Source organism: Pedobacter albus (assembly GCF_036324255.1).
GTDB classification, from domain to species: Bacteria; Bacteroidota; Bacteroidia; order Sphingobacteriales; family Sphingobacteriaceae; genus Pedobacter; species Pedobacter albus.
The window spans coordinates 23114-37859 of sequence record NZ_JAZDQT010000001.1 but is presented as its reverse complement, the minus strand read 5'-3'; the positions used below and the strand labels follow the sequence as shown (position 1 = coordinate 37859).

Genomic DNA, 14746 nt, shown 5'->3' with positions numbered 1-14746 from the left:
ATTTTGGCAACATTTTGAATACAAAAAACAAATTTGGCTTTTACGAAATAAGCAAACCGTTAAAAATCAAGGGATTTCCTGTTTCGTTTTTTTTCGGATTTTGCCGCTTTATTTTGCAGTCTTTTTTCGATTACCGCTTTGGGCACCTTCGTTGGCTTGCGTTTTTTCTGTACCTGTAGCGATTTAGACAACAGATTGCCCAATTTTAAGATCGCACGCTGCTTATTGAGCAGCTGGCTCCGGTCTTCTTGGGCTACAATATGCAAATTGCCTTCCGCATCAAGGCGCGATGCCAAGCGTTCTAGCAACAAAGCCCGCTCCTCTTCGGTAAAGAAAGAACTTGTCGCAATGTTAAAGACAAGTTCTACCTTGCTCGACACCTTATTGACGTGCTGGCCACCCTTGCCGCCGCTACGCGAGGTTTTAATCAACACTTCCTTAAACAATTCTTCTTTTGAGGGTACCATAGCGCAAAACTAGCAATTCTAAGGCAAACACCTGCTAGGGAAGGGATTCTAAACTCAAGCTTAAAGACTAAAGACCAAAGACTAAAGACTAAAGACTAAAGACCAAAGCTGAAAGAGATAATATCGATGTCCATTCTCAAACCTCGCACACCAAATCTCAAATTTCATAGCTCACTTCTTTTTTAAATCTAAAATCTAACTTCCCACATCTCCCATAAAACATTACCTTTGTAGCGCATGAGAAAAAATGTGGTTATAGCAATTGATGGCTACTCATCTTGCGGCAAAAGCACCTTGGCCAAAGCATTGGCAAAGCAGTTAGGTTTTATTTATATCGATAGCGGCGCCATGTATCGCGCAGTTACCCTTTTCTTTATCCGCAACCAAGTTGACGTTAACGATGAAGCCGCTGTAAAAGATGCCCTACAACACATTGAACTCAATTTCCACTCGCGCGATTACGAATCCCATATTTTGCTCAACGGCGAAGAAGTTTCCGACGAAATCAGGCAGATGCCCGTTTCGGAAAGGGTAAGCGAAGTTTCGGCCAACAAATTGGTGCGCCACGACATGGTAAAGCAGCAACAGCGGATGGGCAAATCGAAAAACATTGTGATGGATGGCCGCGATATCGGCACTGCCGTTTTTGAAGATGCGCAGGTGAAATTCTTCATGACTGCCGATCCAAAGATCAGGGCCGAGCGCCGGTTTAAGGAACTCCAGTCCAAAGGCGATACCGTGACCACGCTCGAAGACGTATTCGAAAACCTGGCCCACCGCGATTATGCCGACACCACCCGTGCAGAAAGTCCGCTAACCCGTGCCGACGATGCCATTATCCTAGACAACACCGAACTTACCCAAGAAGAGCAATTGGCTTTCGCTTTGGAAAAGGTACAACCGTTTTTGCCTAAGCCTTAATCAAATAAAGCCCAACAAAGCATCGGCAATTTAAAATAATTAGTATTTTAGGTCAGTTTATCTATTTTTTATGAAATCGACCTATTTAAAACCCATCATGTTGCTTTGTCTTTTGGCGGGCAGCATGGCTGTCCAGGCCCAAAAAGGCTGGATCAACCTCTTTAACGGCAAAGACCTTAAAGATTGGAAAGTAAAAATTTCCAAGCACGAACTCAACGACAACTTTGCCAATACTTTTAGGGTCGAAAATGGCCTGATGAAGGTAAGCTACGACGGCTACACGAATTTTAACGATCAGTATGGCCACATCTTCTACAAAAAACCTTTCTCTTATTACCTGCTTAAGGTAGAATACCGTTTTGTGGGCGAACAGGTTAAAGGCGGCGCAGGCTGGGCACTCAGAAACAGCGGCGCTATGCTGCATTGTCAGGCACCCGAAACCATGCTCAAAGACCAGGACTTCCCTATTTCTATCGAGGGGCAGATTTTGGGTGGCGATGGCGTAAACGAACGCCATACCAGCAACGTTTGTACCCCTGGCACCACCATTTATTACCAGAACAAGCTGTATACGGCCCACTGCCTGGATTCGAAATCGAAGACTTACCACGGCGACCAATGGGTAACCGCAGAATTTTTGGTGCTGGGCGATTCGCTGATCCAGCATATTATCGACAAAGAAGTAGTGCTCGAGTATACCAAACCTCAAATTGGTGGTGGCAACGTGTCTAATTTCGATCCTAAAGTGAAGGAAGATGGCAAACGCCTAACCTCTGGCTATATTTCGTTGCAGAGCGAAAGCCATCCCATCGAGTTCAGAACCGTTAAGCTGTTCGATTTGGCTCCTTATGCCAAAGACCCTAAAAAGCTGGCGCAAATGGTAGAAAAGTTGAAGAAAGAGGGATAGTTATATAACGACAACACTTGCGAGGTTTTAAAAACTTCGCAAGTGTACCACTCAAATAAACCGGTAAACCAATGAAAAAACTAAGCTTTGCAATCTTATTTTTTGTATTCGCATTTACCGCTCTCGCTCAAAAACACTACAAACTAAATGAAATCCCCGACCCCAAAAAGAACGGACAGGACGAGTTTGTAAGCGATCCCGATGGCTACATCAGCAATATCGATAGCCTGAACAGGCTGATTGCCAAGCTCGAAAAACAGACCAAGGTAGAAATGGCAGTGGTTGTAGTGAGCGATTTCGACCAAGACCACGAAGATGCCGAGTTTGCCACCGCCCTGTTCAACAAATGGGGAATTGGCAAAAAAGGAAGCAACAATGGCTTGTTGCTATTCGTGGCTATCGACAGAAGAAAATACCGTTTCATTAGCGGCTATGGCGTTGAAGGCTTGCTGCCCGACATAACGCTCAAGCATATTGGCGAGAACAGCCTGGTGCCCGCCTTTAAGGAGGGTCAATACAGCGATGGCATCCTCAACGCCGTTCAAAAAATTTATGATGTACTTACAGACGGCAGCAGCAGGGATGAAATCAATTCGCTGATTGCCCAGCAAAAACAAAAAGAGAACGGCTGGAAATTCAACCTGCTTTATGGTGGCTTGGTGGTTTTGCTTTTCTTCGGTGCCTTTAAGATTTTGAACAAACAAGCGCCTACGCTCAGCTCGGAAGACAAAAAGAAAAAAACCTCCTACGATTCCATTTTTATAAAAGGCTGCGTCAGCATGGTCTTTATCGCTTTTGCCCTTGTTTTTCTGTTCGTATTTGGCATGGTGTCTGGTCTTTTCGCCAATTTTGGCTGGAAAGACGTGCCCTTGGTGCTCTACATTGTGTTGGCCATCGTCTTTTTCTTTAGCTACACCTACCAATTGGGCAATTTGAGGAAGTTGCATAACGACGATAAGAATTTTATGGACGAAGCCAAGTCCTTCCAGCGGAAAAACTGGTGGATGTTGCTTTTCTCTCCGCTCATTGTCATCATGTGGCTTAAACACCTCAGCTTGCGTTCCAATACAACCAATCGCTTCGCCCCTATCAACGACAGTAAAAACAGGCCTATGGTACGGGTTGACCGTGATATAAACGTAGAAGGCAGTCCGTATTTAACCAAAGGCCAACGCGAAGAAGAGCTGCGCCAGGTTTACGATTACGACATTTGGGAAAGCGAAGACAAAAAAGAACACGTGATCAAACAATGGCCAGCCGAAAAATACAGTCACTTTAGCGAATGTCCGGTCTGCCATTTCAAGACTTTTAGCGAACCGCAGGAAATCACGACACAACCAGCCACATATTCAAGTCAGGGCCAGGCCAAAGAAATCAAGCGATGCGAAAACTGTAAGCACGAAGAATTCATCAAATGGATTACGTTGGCCATGCTGGTCCGCGAAAGCTCTTCTTCCAGCAGCAGTTCGTCAAGTAGCAGCTCTTCTTCCAGCAGTGGCAGCTGGGGCGGTGGCAGCAGCGGTGGCGGTGGTGCAGGTGGTAGTTGGTGACAAGGCATTAGTCCATAGTCGATAGTCAGAAGTCTATAGTCCATGGCCGATGGTACAGTACGCTATAGTTAATTTCGTCATTGCGAGTATAATTTTTCATTAGGCGTATCAATCTTTAACCAAAAAACATTCTCTTCACATGGATGGTGCATAAAGGACCAAACGACTTCAAATCCAATCAATGAGGCAATCATTCCCAAGTTGACAGTTGTCAATTTGTTCATTTGCCATTGACGATTAACCGAATCAACTAATGATGACACGCACTTGTGAAGTTTTTCAAACTTCGCAAGTGTAATCAATGCCCAATACGTTAAAAATCAGCAACATTTATTAAAAAAATCTTTTCTTTTAAAAAAGAATTTTCTACCTTTGCAGTCCCTAAATAGGGAACAAAGGAGATAATTAATTAATGGCTAAAAAACAAGTAGCAGAAAAAGAACTAGAGGCTAAAACAGCCGAATTGCAAGGTGCAGACGCCCGTCTAACCGAAAAAGAGACGATTGAATCAGAAGCTGATTCAGTATCGATCGAACAAATCAAATCATCGTTGGCTACTCCAGATCAAGATTTTGACTGGGATGCAGACGATAAAGTATTTGGTAACTACAATGCCGAAGACCGTAAAAAGTTTGAAGACATGTATACCGATACTTTCAACCAAATCACCCAAGGTGAAATCATTAGCGGTACTGTTGTTTCTATCAACAACAAAGACGTAGTATTAAACGTTGGCTTTAAATCTGACGGTTTGGTATCTACTTCAGAATTCCGCGACATGCCGGATTTGAAAATCGGCGACTCAGTTGACGTATTCGTTGAAGCTCCGGAAGATGCGAACGGTCAGTTGATCCTTTCTCGCAAGAGAGCTAAAACTCAACGTTCTTGGGAAACCATCAACGCTGCGCTTGACAATGACACCATTATCAATGGTTTCGTAAAAAGCCGTACTAAAGGTGGCTTAATTGTCGACATTATGGGAGTTGAGGCGTTCTTGCCAGGTTCTCAAATCGACATCAAACCTATCCGCGACTACGATGTATACGTGGGTAAAACCATGGAATTCAAAGTTGTTAAAATTAACCACGAGTTTAAAAACGTAGTTGTTTCTCACAAAGTGCTAATTGAAGACGACCTAGAAAGCCAAAAAGTTGAAATCGTTTCTAAATTGGAAAAAGGACAAGTACTTGAAGGTACTGTTAAAAACATTACCGATTTCGGTGTGTTCATCGATTTGGGCGGCGTAGACGGCTTATTGCACATCACTGATATTTCTTGGGGCCGCATAGAGCATCCGAAAGAAGTATTGGCATTGGATCAAAAAATCAACGTGGTTGTTTTAGATTTCGATGACGAGAAAAAACGTATCGCTTTAGGCTTGAAACAATTAACTCCACACCCTTGGGAGAACCTTGATGCTAACTTAACCGTTGGTTCAAAAGTTAAAGGCAAAATCGTTACTGTAGCTGACTACGGTGCTTTCCTAGAAATCATTCCAGGTGTTGAAGGCTTGATCCACGTTTCAGAAATGAGCTGGTCGCAAAACCTTCGTTCGCCTCAAGAGTTCTTGAAAGTTGGCGACGAGATCGAAGCTGAAGTTTTGACTTTAGACAGAGACGAGCGCAAAATGAGCTTGGGTATCAAACAATTGACCCAAGATCCTTGGCAAAATGTGGCTGAAAGATATCCAATCGGAAGCAAACACAAAGCTGTTGTTAAAAACATGACTAACTTCGGTGTGTTTGTTGAAATTGAAGAAGGAATTGATGGTTTGATCCACATTTCTGATCTTTCTTGGTCTAAAAAAATCAACCACCCTAATGAATTCACCAAAGTTGGCGATACCTTAGACGTAGTTGTTTTGGAACTTGACGTTGAAAACCGCAAGTTGAGCCTAGGCCACAAACAATTGGAAGAAAACCCATGGGATACTTTCGAAACTATCTTTACTTTGGATTCAATCCACCAAGGTACTGTAGTTAAAGTAACTGACAAAGGTGCCGTTATCGCTTTGCCTTACGGTGTTGAAGGTTTCGTACCTACCAAACACATGGCTAAAGAAGATGGTTCTGTAATCAAAGCTGAAGAAACCAACGATTTCAAAATCATTGAGTTTAACAAAGATGCTAAACGTATCGTTGTTTCTCACGCCCGCATCTGGGAAGAGGCTAAAGCTGAGGCAGTTGCCGAAGAAAGAGCGACCAAGAAAAAAGAAGCAAAAGCAGCTAGCACTGCAGTTAAAAAAGTAAAAGATTCTGTAGAGAAATCTACTTTAGGCGATCTTAGCGTATTGGCTCAATTGAAAGAGCAAATGGAAGGCGAAGAAAGCAAAAAGAAAGCTAAATAGTTTTTTTAACAGCTTAACCATACAATCCCGATAGCGAAAGTTATCGGGATTTTTTTTGTGCCCTACACTTGCGAAGTTTTGAAAGCCAACACTTACGAAGTTTTGAAAACTTCGCAAGTGTCTTCGCAAATGGAGAATGCCAAACGCTTTACGCTAATCGCAATACGCAATACTCATTACTCAATACGCTATACTCCCTACGCCGTACGCCATTCGCCATACACCAAAAGATTTGCTACTTTTGGACATCACAGCCCATTAGCAACAATGAAACTTTCAATATCCCTCCTGTTTTTGGTTCTTGGCTTTACAGCCTCGGCACAAGAAATCAATATCATTCCAAAGCCTGTAGAGGTAAAGCAATCGCCATTTAACAAAACCATCTCGATCGACAAAAACACGGTGATCAGCATTAGCGATTCGACCGCGCTAAATTCAGCCACATTTCTGGCCAACTATATCCAAAAAAATTATGGCTTAACCCTAAAAATCGGGACTAAAACCGACAACCAAAACTATAACAATGCAATCAGCTTGGTTATAACCGGTATTCCTAAAGGCACGCCAACTACTAAAATATATTACAACCCCAATCAATATTTCATTTCGGTCAACCAATCGTTAAAAGCTTCGTCGGCAACTGAGCAAGGGCTATTTTATGCGATCCAAACCATTATCCAATTGTTGCCAACCAGTATCAATTCTAGAGGTGCGCTCCAAGTTCCTTTGGTAGAAATCATGGATTACCCTCGTTTCGATTATCGGGGTATGCACCTGGATGTAAGCCGTCATTTTTTCGATGTAGCCTTCGTCAAAAAATACATCGATTACCTGGCTCTGCACAAAATGAACTATTTCCATTGGCACCTAACCGACGACCATGGCTGGCGCATCGAAATCAAGAAATACCCCAAACTGACCGAAATAGGCGCCTGGCGCAAAGGCAGCATTATTGGCTTATGGCCCGGTGTTGGCAACGAGGGAATTAAATACCAAGTTTTGCCTAATGAGATTAAAATCACCCCCAAAGATGCCCAGATCAAAACCGATGGCATCCCTCATGGCGGTTTTTATACCCAAGAGCAGATTAAGGAGGTGATTGACTATGCAACCAAACGATACATCACCATCATTCCCGAAATCGAAATGCCGGCACACAGCATGGCGCTTTTGGCCGCTTATCCCGAACTGGGTACCGAGCCCAACAAAAAATACGAAGTGGCGCAAACCTGGGGCATGATGAACAAATACAACAACGTGTTGCAACCTACCGAACAAACATTCCGCTTTTTGGAAGATGTGCTTACGGAGGTGATGGCGCTTTTCCCTTCGCCCTACATCCACATTGGTGGCGACGAAGGCTCGAAGGTTTGGTGGAGAAGCTCTGAAGTTGCGCAACAGCTCATGAAAGACAACAACCTGAAAGACGAAAGCGCCCTGCAGAGCTATTTCATCCACAGGATAGAGAAATTTGTAAACAGCAAAGGCAAAACCATTGTGGGTTGGGACGAAATTTTAGACGGTGGCTTGGCGCCCAATGCCATCGTGATGAGCTGGCGTGGCGAAAAAGGAGGCATTGCCGCTGCCCAAGAAAGCCACAAGGTGATTATGACACCCGAAGAAAAGCTTTACTTCAACCACAAACAATTTATGCAGGAAGACAGCTTAACGGCCAACAAATACCTGCCTTTGGCAACCGTATACAATTACGAACCGGTACCAGCGGTGCTTACGCCTACCCAAACGCCATACATTTGGGGTGCGCAAGGCAATTTGTGGACAGAGTATATTGCCAATCCGGCAAAAGTAGAATATATGATCTTTCCGCGTTTGGATGCCCTGAGCGAAATGCTGTGGACACCAAAAGATCAGCGCAACTACAACGATTTCCTGAAACGCCTGAAAACCCAGTTTAAACGCTACGATTTAATGGGGATTACCTATAGCAAAAAATACCTGCAAAATTAACGTCCATACCAGATTATCGCAGAGAAATGCAATCTTTGCAGCAAACGAAAGCCCAGATGAGAAAAGTATTTGCCATTCTATCCACCCTGATTACACTTTATACATTGAAGGAAACCTACTACATCTTCACCACAACAGATGCCGAAATCGTAAAACAACGAGATCAGCTCATTTTGGTTAGCCTAAGCGTAGTTATTCCCCTAATCGTGCTGAGCTTGTGGCTATGGCGCCCAAAGCCCAAACAAGAAGCAAACTAAGCTAAAAAGCGTTGCTTGAGCTCGGGCGTAGGTACCCAGCAACTTTCCTGCCTGCCAAACCATTTATAGCGGTTTCTGGCGATGAAATTATAAACTCCATCGCGAATAAAGCGGGGCACAATGATAAATCCGTACAGCAATGGCCACAAGCCCTTCAGTTTTTTGGCCACCCTTAAAGCGGCCGTAGAGCGCTGATAGACCTTGCCATTTTCCAACAGCACAAAACTGTCGCCTTGTGCGGGTTCTATATCAAATTGTTTTAAGGCAGTTGCGGCATAATCGCTTTGCAGCGAAGCAAACCTGAAAAGGCTTTGGGTATCTCTCTTGATCACAAACTGCACCGCTCCGTTGCAGAGGTTGCAGAAGCCATCGAAAAAGATTACCGGATGCTCGTTCATGATCAATCAAATTTAGGCTTTTCTTTCGGATTAGCCCAGCTTTAAGCCTTGGCCACCTTCAACACTTTTCTCTTCTTCACATACAGAGCCACAAAAGCCAACACAAAACCAACAACCGTCAGGATTAAAAGTTTGTTGATATAAGGATAAATAAGGTCTACCGGTCCGTTCTCAATAATCAATATCCTAAAAATAGGCAGGAAATGGGTTAAGGGAATAACGCTTGCGATACCCTGTATCCAGCCTGGCATCTGGCTCAAAGGCCAGGTAAAACCCGACAGGATAAAGCTAGGCGTGGCGATGACCATCAGTACCTCTGTTGCTTTCAACTGGTTAGGGATAACGATGCTCACCAGCACGCCAATAAAGCAGACCGCCACCACAAACAAGCCTGCAGCCAAAGTAAGGATGCCCAAATTGTGGTAAAACGGAATATCGAACCACCAGGTAAAGAACCAGTACAACAACCAGACACCAAAGCTCATGAGCAGGTAGGGAATGATTTTAACCAAAAGCAACTTAAAGGTCGATGGCGCTTTGCCAACCAGTTCTTTGAATGTACCGTTCTCAAATTCGGAGGCGAAAGACAAGGCCAAGCCCAACATCAGCACCTGTTGCAATACCGTAGCCAAAATACCTGGCCACAAAAAATACATATAGTTGGTAGAGCGGTTGTTCTTTTTGATGAAAGTGGTTTTGAAAGGCTCGTACTGGCTTAGCAGCAAGTTTTCTGGCACGCCTTGTTTGCGTAGCGTTTCGAGCTGCACGCCCGCCTTTAATGTACCTAAAACCACCTGTATAGCTGTAGACGCGTAATTAGCAGTCAACACATTGGCCGTATTCACAATGGTGGTTACTTCAGGATATTTTTTGGTCAGCACCTGTTTTTCAAAACCAGCCGGGATAATCACCACACTTGCGGCATCCTTTTCGATCATGAGTCGCGACAGATCATTTTCGTCAAACTTCAATACGGCGATCTTCAATACCTCGTTATCGTCCATCATTTCAACGGCACGCTTGCTCAGCTTGCTCTGGTCTTGATCAACCACGATAATCGGCAAATCGGTTACCTTGCCCTTGCAGTACACATAGCCCAAAAGCACGCCATACATAATCGGCGCTCCGATAAACAAGATCCGAAGCACATTGTTGTTCCAAAACAACCTGAATTCGCGTTTGAGCAGTTCAAAAAATGTTTTCATTACTTTTTGTTTATCGTTACGGTTGATTTAGTTTGCAGCCCGTCGGCATCGGCTATGTTTTTAGGCGCCACCGAAAGCTCGTACAGCGCATCCTGCATGTTATAATCGGGATAAGCCGTTGCAATATTCGCATAAGCGCCCAACTGTTTTACATTTCTAATTACCCCAACCAGTTTTTCGTTGTTCTTGTAAGGAATATACACCTCTATTTCTTCGCCTTTTTTATAGGCTGCCAAACTGCTTTCGGGCACAGTAAATCTGAAATAGGCACTGCCTTTTAAAGAGCCCGTAAACAAGGTGTAGCCTGGCAGGGCCAACTCCCCTACTTTCAGCGTAATCGTTTCGATGGTCATATCCTGTGGCGCAATAATAAAGCGTTCCTTTTCGGCCGTCTGCACCTCTTGCAATGCGCCCAAGGCACGGTCTTTTTGCCCCAGTGCCATGGTTTGCTGCTCTATCCTGACGCCGTTTTTCACATCGGCAATTTCGGCTCCTACAGCCGTGTACTGGGCCAAAGCACCCTGGTATTTGGCATAAACCTCATCATACTGTTGCTGTGGCACCAACGAATCGCTTACCATGGCCTGTATCCTGGCCAGCGATTTCTTGGCAAAATCATATTGCTCCTTCAATGCGCTTTGTTTGGCATAAAGCTGTTTCAATTGGTTAGCGGTGGCACCACGCACACTCATGTTGTACTGGGCATCGGCCGATTTGACCGCTCCCTGCGCCTGTATTTTCTTGGCATCAACCTCTGGGATATCCAAAATGGCCAGCGTATCGCCCCGCTTCACCAAGCCGCCTTCGTTAACCTTTATTTTGACGATGCGGCCGGCAACCTTGCCCACCACGGCAATCTCTTCGCGTTCTACCTTGCCTTGTACAAGCCCATTAACCGTATCTTTTCTTTTGCACGAAACCAGTGCAAACAGACCTAATAAAATGATGATGTTCTTTTTCATGACTTATTTAACTTGAATAGCGTTTTGTAAATTTCCGGCAGCCGAAAGCGTTTCGAAAGCGGCTTTCCGTTGCTCAATAATGGTATTGATTTTATTTAGCGATACCTGATAAATATCGGTTTCTGCAGCAAGGCGTTCGGTTACATTGATTAAACCGGCACCATATTGCTTTTGGGCCACCACAAGGTTCTGCTTCGCAATTTTTTCGCGCTGATTGGCAATTTCCAACTGTTTGAACAACGTTTCGTACTGCGCGTTGAAATTCTGCAATTGCAAGGCTACTTTTTCTTTGGTAGCCTCCAACTGGTTTTCGGCCTGCTTGATGTTGATTTTAGCTTCATGAATCTTGTGCTTGCGCTCAAAACCGGTAAACAAATCCCATTTTAAGGCCGCCCCTACCATCAGGTTTGGCGAAAGCGTGGCTTCATTCAATTTCAGGCTGTAGTTGTTGCCCGTAACCGGACCGTTAAAACTGCTTTTGGCATCAAATACCGAAGCATAGCCATAGCTTCCAAAGGCGCCCAAGGTGGGAAGAAAAGTACCTTTCTCTTTTTTTAAGGCATACTGATAGGCACTTTTGAACGATTCTAAGGCCTGTAGTTCGGCCCGGCCGCTTGCGCTCAAATTCTGGGGCAATATAATGGGATCGAGCTCATAAACCACCGCATCTATTTGGGCCGTTTCGTAATGGGTAAGCATATTGATTTTTTGGTACAATACCTTGCGTTTGCCCTCTATTTCAATCTTTTTCGAGCTCAGCTCAAGCACGGCCAGTTTGATCTTATCCCTATCGTAAGGAATGGCCAAACCGTTGGCAATTGCTTTTTCTACGCGCTCGTTCTCTTTTTTAAGCCTGATTTCGCTTTCGTCGACCAGTTTTTGGGCCTCGTTCAACAACCTGATCTGATCGAACGAATAAACCACATCCTTAATAATCGCATCTCTTTTGGGTTGCGACAGCAGCTCCATTCCTTTTTTCTTGGCTTCGAGCGCCTTGGCGCCGTTCAAGATCTGACCACCGCTAAACAAGACGGTTTTAGCCGTTAACCCACCATAAAACAGGTTGCCACTGTTCTCGAACTGCTGATTTCCCGAAAACAGCTGCACACCGGTTAAAGGCAAAGTCAGCGTAGGCACATCGAGCGTTAAGGTGTTATCAAAATAGCCATACAAAGCGCTGGCGCTTACATGGGGAATATATTTGTTGAGCACGCTTTTGCGTTCTATTTCCAGCTTTTCGGTTTCCAGGTTTTGGTTGGCCAGGTCGTAGTCTTGGCTTAGCGCCGCCTCAATGGCCTGCATCAGCGTTTTCGATACCTGAACCTGTTGCGCATTTGATGTCAAAACATTTAACAGGACAAATGCAATCAAAAAAAATAATTTCCTTTTCATTGTTCCTATGTATTGATGTTAGTGTAAATCTTTTCAAATACCTTCTTCACGGTTTCCAATTCTTCCGTGGCTAGTCCCGCTGTGATCTGATCTAAGGCCTGGTTGGCCACCCGCATCACTTCTTCTTCGGCGGCCTTCCCCTTTTCGGTTAAAAAAATCAGGTTCAGGCGCCTGTCATCTGCCGCAGGTTGACGTTGCAAATAGCCGTCCCTTTCCAAATTGTCGAGTAAACGGGTGGTACTCGGCTTATCCCTGCCTGTTTCGTCGGCTATAACCTGTTGCGAAACACCATCCTGTTTCCAAAGCTGCACCAAAATGGTCCATTGTTCTCGCGTAAGCGTAACTGAGCTGCTTTTGAACTTTTGGGCGATATATCTATTAATATACATAAATAATCGGCCAGCCAACAAATTATACCTGTCTTCTAAAGAAATTAAATTAGTATTCATAACAATAGTTGCATAAACAACCACAAAGGTAAAGCAAATTAGTTAGTTAAACAACTATATTGGTAATTATTTCCCTTATTAACAAATAAACAATTCATTATCAAATACTTAATCAAATAAAAAACAATAGCCTGTTGACTAAGGATTCCACCCCCAAACCGTATTTTTTGTGGACCACGATGGCAAACTTTAAATATTTTATTAAAAAATCGCTGGTTTAGCTATATTTGCCCAATCCTTGTGCAATGCAAAAGAAAACCCTCCTCGACGGTCAAAAATTCCAAATCACAATTAGGCGTCTTTGCCATCAGTTAATTGAGAATCACACCGATTTTTCTAACACTGTTTTAATTGGTATCCAGCCCCGAGGCACCCATTTTGCAGATCGCGTACAGCAAGAACTTTCCGATATCCTTAAAACCGACACCATTAAAAAGGGCCACTTGGATATTACCTTTTTCAGGGACGATTTTAGGCGAAAAGACGGCTTGGTTACCGCAAGCAGCAATACCATCGACTTTATTATCGAAGGCAAGCGGGTTATCCTGATCGACGATGTTTTATGGACTGGCCGTACCATTCGTGCCGCCATGGATGCGCTTTTAGCCTATGGCCGACCAGAGAAAGTAGAACTGATGGTGCTGATAGACCGCCGGTTTTCGCGACACCTGCCTATTGAGCCCAACTACATCGGGCAACAGGTAGACTGCGTCGATTCGCAGAAAGTAAAGGTAAGCTGGAAGGAGAACGAGGGCGAAGACAAAGTGATTTTATTATCAGATAAGCAATAACATAGAAATGGCAGCAGAAAAACTATCAACACGACATCTTTTAGGCATTAAAGATATTAACCTGAACGATATTGAATTGATTTTTGAAACTGCCGATAATTTCAAGGATGTTATTAACCGCCCCATCAAAAAAGTTCCCTCGCTGAGAGACATTACCATTGCCAATATCTTTTTCGAAAACTCTACCCGGACCAAACTTTCGTTCGAGCTGGCAGAGAAAAGGCTATCGGCCGATGTGGTGAATTTTGCGGCCTCTTCTTCTTCGGTAAGCAAAGGCGAAACCCTCATCGATACGGTAAACAATATTTTGGCCATGAAGGTCGATATGGTGGTGATGCGCCATCCTTATGCCGGTGCAGGTGTATTTTTGAGCAAGCACGTAAAGGCCCAAATTGTAAATGCCGGCGACGGTGCACACGAACATCCTACGCAAGCCTTGCTCGATGCCTATTCCATCCGCCAGAAACTAGGCGATGTGGCCGGTAAAAAAGTGGTGATTGTGGGCGATATCCTCCACTCGCGTGTAGCCATTTCGAACATCTTGTGCCTACAGATGCTAGGTGCCGAGGTTATGGTTTGCGGACCAACCACCTTAATTCCCAAACACATTGCAGGCCTGGGCGTAAAAGTAGAACACGACCTGATCAAAGCCCTCAACTGGTGCGATGTAGCCAATATGCTCCGCATCCAATTAGAAAGACAAGACATCAAGTATTTCCCGTCGCAACGCGAATATGCCATGATGTATGGGTTAAATAAACAAATCCTCGATAACCTCGATAAAGAAATTATAGTGATGCATCCGGGCCCGATTAACCGTGGCGTGGAGATTACCAGCGATGTAGCCGACAGCAAGCAATCCATCATCCTCGAGCAGGTTGAAAACGGCGTAGCGGTACGGATGGCGGTGCTGTATTTGCTGGCCAGTCAGAAGGATTAGTTGGAGGAAGCCTTTGGTCCTTAGTCGATAGTCCATAGTCGGAAAGTCTAAAGTCCAGAAGTTAAATGTCTATAGTCGATGGCCTAGCTTTAGACTTTTAGTCATCAATCGCCTCGGCAATCTTCCCATTATTGAGGGAATAGATGTTTCCAAAATCGTTCAACTTTGGTCTTTAGACTTTAGTCTTTTTAC

14 protein-coding genes are annotated in these 14746 nt (G+C 44.2%); 8 read left to right on the top strand and 6 right to left on the bottom strand.

Annotated features, from left to right (window positions below; genetic code table 11):
* Positions 1-59: 59 nt before the first annotated feature.
* Positions 60-467, bottom strand: coding sequence for an alternative ribosome rescue aminoacyl-tRNA hydrolase ArfB (gene arfB / locus VRU48_RS00135; RefSeq protein WP_330105904.1), 408 nt, complete (start codon positions 465-467; stop codon positions 60-62).
* A 237-nt stretch (positions 468-704) separates the two neighbouring features.
* Here arfB and cmk point away from each other — a divergent pair, with 237 nt between their 5' ends.
* From cmk to VRU48_RS00105, 6 genes are all read left to right on the top strand, one after another.
* Entirely contained in the window at positions 705-1388 is a 684-nt protein-coding gene (gene cmk, locus VRU48_RS00130; protein ID WP_330105903.1) for a (d)CMP kinase, read from the top strand.
* Positions 1389-1458: 70 nt separating this feature from the next.
* Entirely contained in the window at positions 1459-2295 is an 837-nt protein-coding gene (locus VRU48_RS00125) for a 3-keto-disaccharide hydrolase (protein WP_330105902.1), read from the top strand.
* Positions 2296-2366: 71 nt separating this feature from the next.
* Positions 2367-3845: a TPM domain-containing protein gene (locus VRU48_RS00120; protein ID WP_330105901.1), complete on the top strand. Its 1479-nt coding sequence runs from the start codon at positions 2367-2369 to the stop codon at positions 3843-3845.
* A gap of 412 nt (positions 3846-4257) precedes the next feature.
* Positions 4258-6192: a 30S ribosomal protein S1 gene (gene rpsA / locus VRU48_RS00115; protein ID WP_330105900.1), complete on the top strand. Its 1935-nt coding sequence runs from the start codon at positions 4258-4260 to the stop codon at positions 6190-6192.
* A gap of 267 nt (positions 6193-6459) precedes the next feature.
* The gene (locus tag VRU48_RS00110; RefSeq protein ID WP_330105899.1) at positions 6460-8160 is read left to right on the top strand and encodes a beta-N-acetylhexosaminidase; all 1701 of its coding nucleotides are present in this window, start codon (positions 6460-6462) and stop codon (positions 8158-8160) included.
* A gap of 56 nt (positions 8161-8216) precedes the next feature.
* Positions 8217-8417 (top strand): hypothetical protein, encoded by a 201-nt coding sequence (locus VRU48_RS00105; RefSeq protein WP_330105898.1) that lies wholly within the window; start codon positions 8217-8219, stop codon positions 8415-8417.
* Here VRU48_RS00105 and VRU48_RS00100 read toward each other — a convergent pair.
* Genes VRU48_RS00100 through VRU48_RS00080 form a run of 5 tightly spaced genes read right to left on the bottom strand, consistent with a single transcriptional unit; the run spans position 8414 to position 12823 of the window.
* On the bottom strand, positions 8414-8815 hold the full coding sequence (locus VRU48_RS00100; RefSeq protein WP_330105897.1) for a thiol-disulfide oxidoreductase DCC family protein: 402 nt from the start codon (positions 8813-8815) through the stop codon (positions 8414-8416). The genes VRU48_RS00105 and VRU48_RS00100 overlap by 4 nt on opposite strands.
* Positions 8816-8856: 41 nt before the next feature.
* Complete coding sequence (locus VRU48_RS00095; protein WP_330105896.1) at positions 8857-10020, bottom strand: ABC transporter permease; 1164 nt, start codon at positions 10018-10020, stop codon at positions 8857-8859.
* Complete coding sequence (locus VRU48_RS00090; protein WP_330105895.1) at positions 10020-10982, bottom strand: HlyD family secretion protein; 963 nt, start codon at positions 10980-10982, stop codon at positions 10020-10022. The genes VRU48_RS00095 and VRU48_RS00090 overlap by 1 nt, the downstream gene beginning before the upstream one ends.
* 3 nt (positions 10983-10985) lie before the next feature.
* The gene (locus tag VRU48_RS00085) at positions 10986-12374 is read right to left on the bottom strand and encodes a TolC family protein (RefSeq protein ID WP_330105894.1); all 1389 of its coding nucleotides are present in this window, start codon (positions 12372-12374) and stop codon (positions 10986-10988) included.
* A gap of 5 nt (positions 12375-12379) precedes the next feature.
* Positions 12380-12823 (bottom strand): MarR family winged helix-turn-helix transcriptional regulator, encoded by a 444-nt coding sequence (locus VRU48_RS00080; RefSeq protein WP_330105893.1) that lies wholly within the window; start codon positions 12821-12823, stop codon positions 12380-12382.
* Between the two features lie 245 nt (positions 12824-13068).
* On the opposite strand from VRU48_RS00080, the gene pyrR reads away from it, so the two are divergent.
* On the top strand, positions 13069-13614 hold the full coding sequence (pyrR, locus tag VRU48_RS00075; RefSeq protein WP_330105892.1) for a bifunctional pyr operon transcriptional regulator/uracil phosphoribosyltransferase PyrR: 546 nt from the start codon (positions 13069-13071) through the stop codon (positions 13612-13614).
* A gap of 7 nt (positions 13615-13621) precedes the next feature.
* On the top strand, positions 13622-14554 hold the full coding sequence (locus VRU48_RS00070; protein ID WP_330105891.1) for an aspartate carbamoyltransferase catalytic subunit: 933 nt from the start codon (positions 13622-13624) through the stop codon (positions 14552-14554).
* The last annotated feature ends 192 nt before the right edge of the window (positions 14555-14746 follow it).

What these genes read in the sequence shown, in the direction of transcription:
- VRU48_RS00110 (WP_330105899.1), top strand. Translation starts at nt 6,460, where the DNA reads ATGAAACTTTCAATATCCCTCCTGTTTTTGGTTCTTGGCTTTACAGCC.
- VRU48_RS00085 (WP_330105894.1), bottom strand. Translation starts at nt 12,374, where the DNA reads ATGAAAAGGAAATTATTTTTTTTGATTGCATTTGTCCTGTTAAATGTT.
- VRU48_RS00070 (WP_330105891.1), top strand. Translation starts at nt 13,622, where the DNA reads ATGGCAGCAGAAAAACTATCAACACGACATCTTTTAGGCATTAAAGAT.
- pyrR (WP_330105892.1), top strand. Translation starts at nt 13,069, where the DNA reads ATGCAAAAGAAAACCCTCCTCGACGGTCAAAAATTCCAAATCACAATT.
- arfB (WP_330105904.1), bottom strand. Translation starts at nt 467, where the DNA reads ATGGTACCCTCAAAAGAAGAATTGTTTAAGGAAGTGTTGATTAAAACC.
- VRU48_RS00125 (WP_330105902.1), top strand. Translation starts at nt 1,459, where the DNA reads ATGAAATCGACCTATTTAAAACCCATCATGTTGCTTTGTCTTTTGGCG.
- VRU48_RS00120 (WP_330105901.1), top strand. Translation starts at nt 2,367, where the DNA reads ATGAAAAAACTAAGCTTTGCAATCTTATTTTTTGTATTCGCATTTACC.
- cmk (WP_330105903.1), top strand. Translation starts at nt 705, where the DNA reads ATGAGAAAAAATGTGGTTATAGCAATTGATGGCTACTCATCTTGCGGC.
- VRU48_RS00095 (WP_330105896.1), bottom strand. Translation starts at nt 10,020, where the DNA reads ATGAAAACATTTTTTGAACTGCTCAAACGCGAATTCAGGTTGTTTTGG.
- rpsA (WP_330105900.1), top strand. Translation starts at nt 4,258, where the DNA reads ATGGCTAAAAAACAAGTAGCAGAAAAAGAACTAGAGGCTAAAACAGCC.
- VRU48_RS00090 (WP_330105895.1), bottom strand. Translation starts at nt 10,982, where the DNA reads ATGAAAAAGAACATCATCATTTTATTAGGTCTGTTTGCACTGGTTTCG.
- VRU48_RS00105 (WP_330105898.1), top strand. Translation starts at nt 8,217, where the DNA reads ATGAGAAAAGTATTTGCCATTCTATCCACCCTGATTACACTTTATACA.
- VRU48_RS00080 (WP_330105893.1), bottom strand. Translation starts at nt 12,823, where the DNA reads ATGAATACTAATTTAATTTCTTTAGAAGACAGGTATAATTTGTTGGCT.
- VRU48_RS00100 (WP_330105897.1), bottom strand. Translation starts at nt 8,815, where the DNA reads ATGAACGAGCATCCGGTAATCTTTTTCGATGGCTTCTGCAACCTCTGC.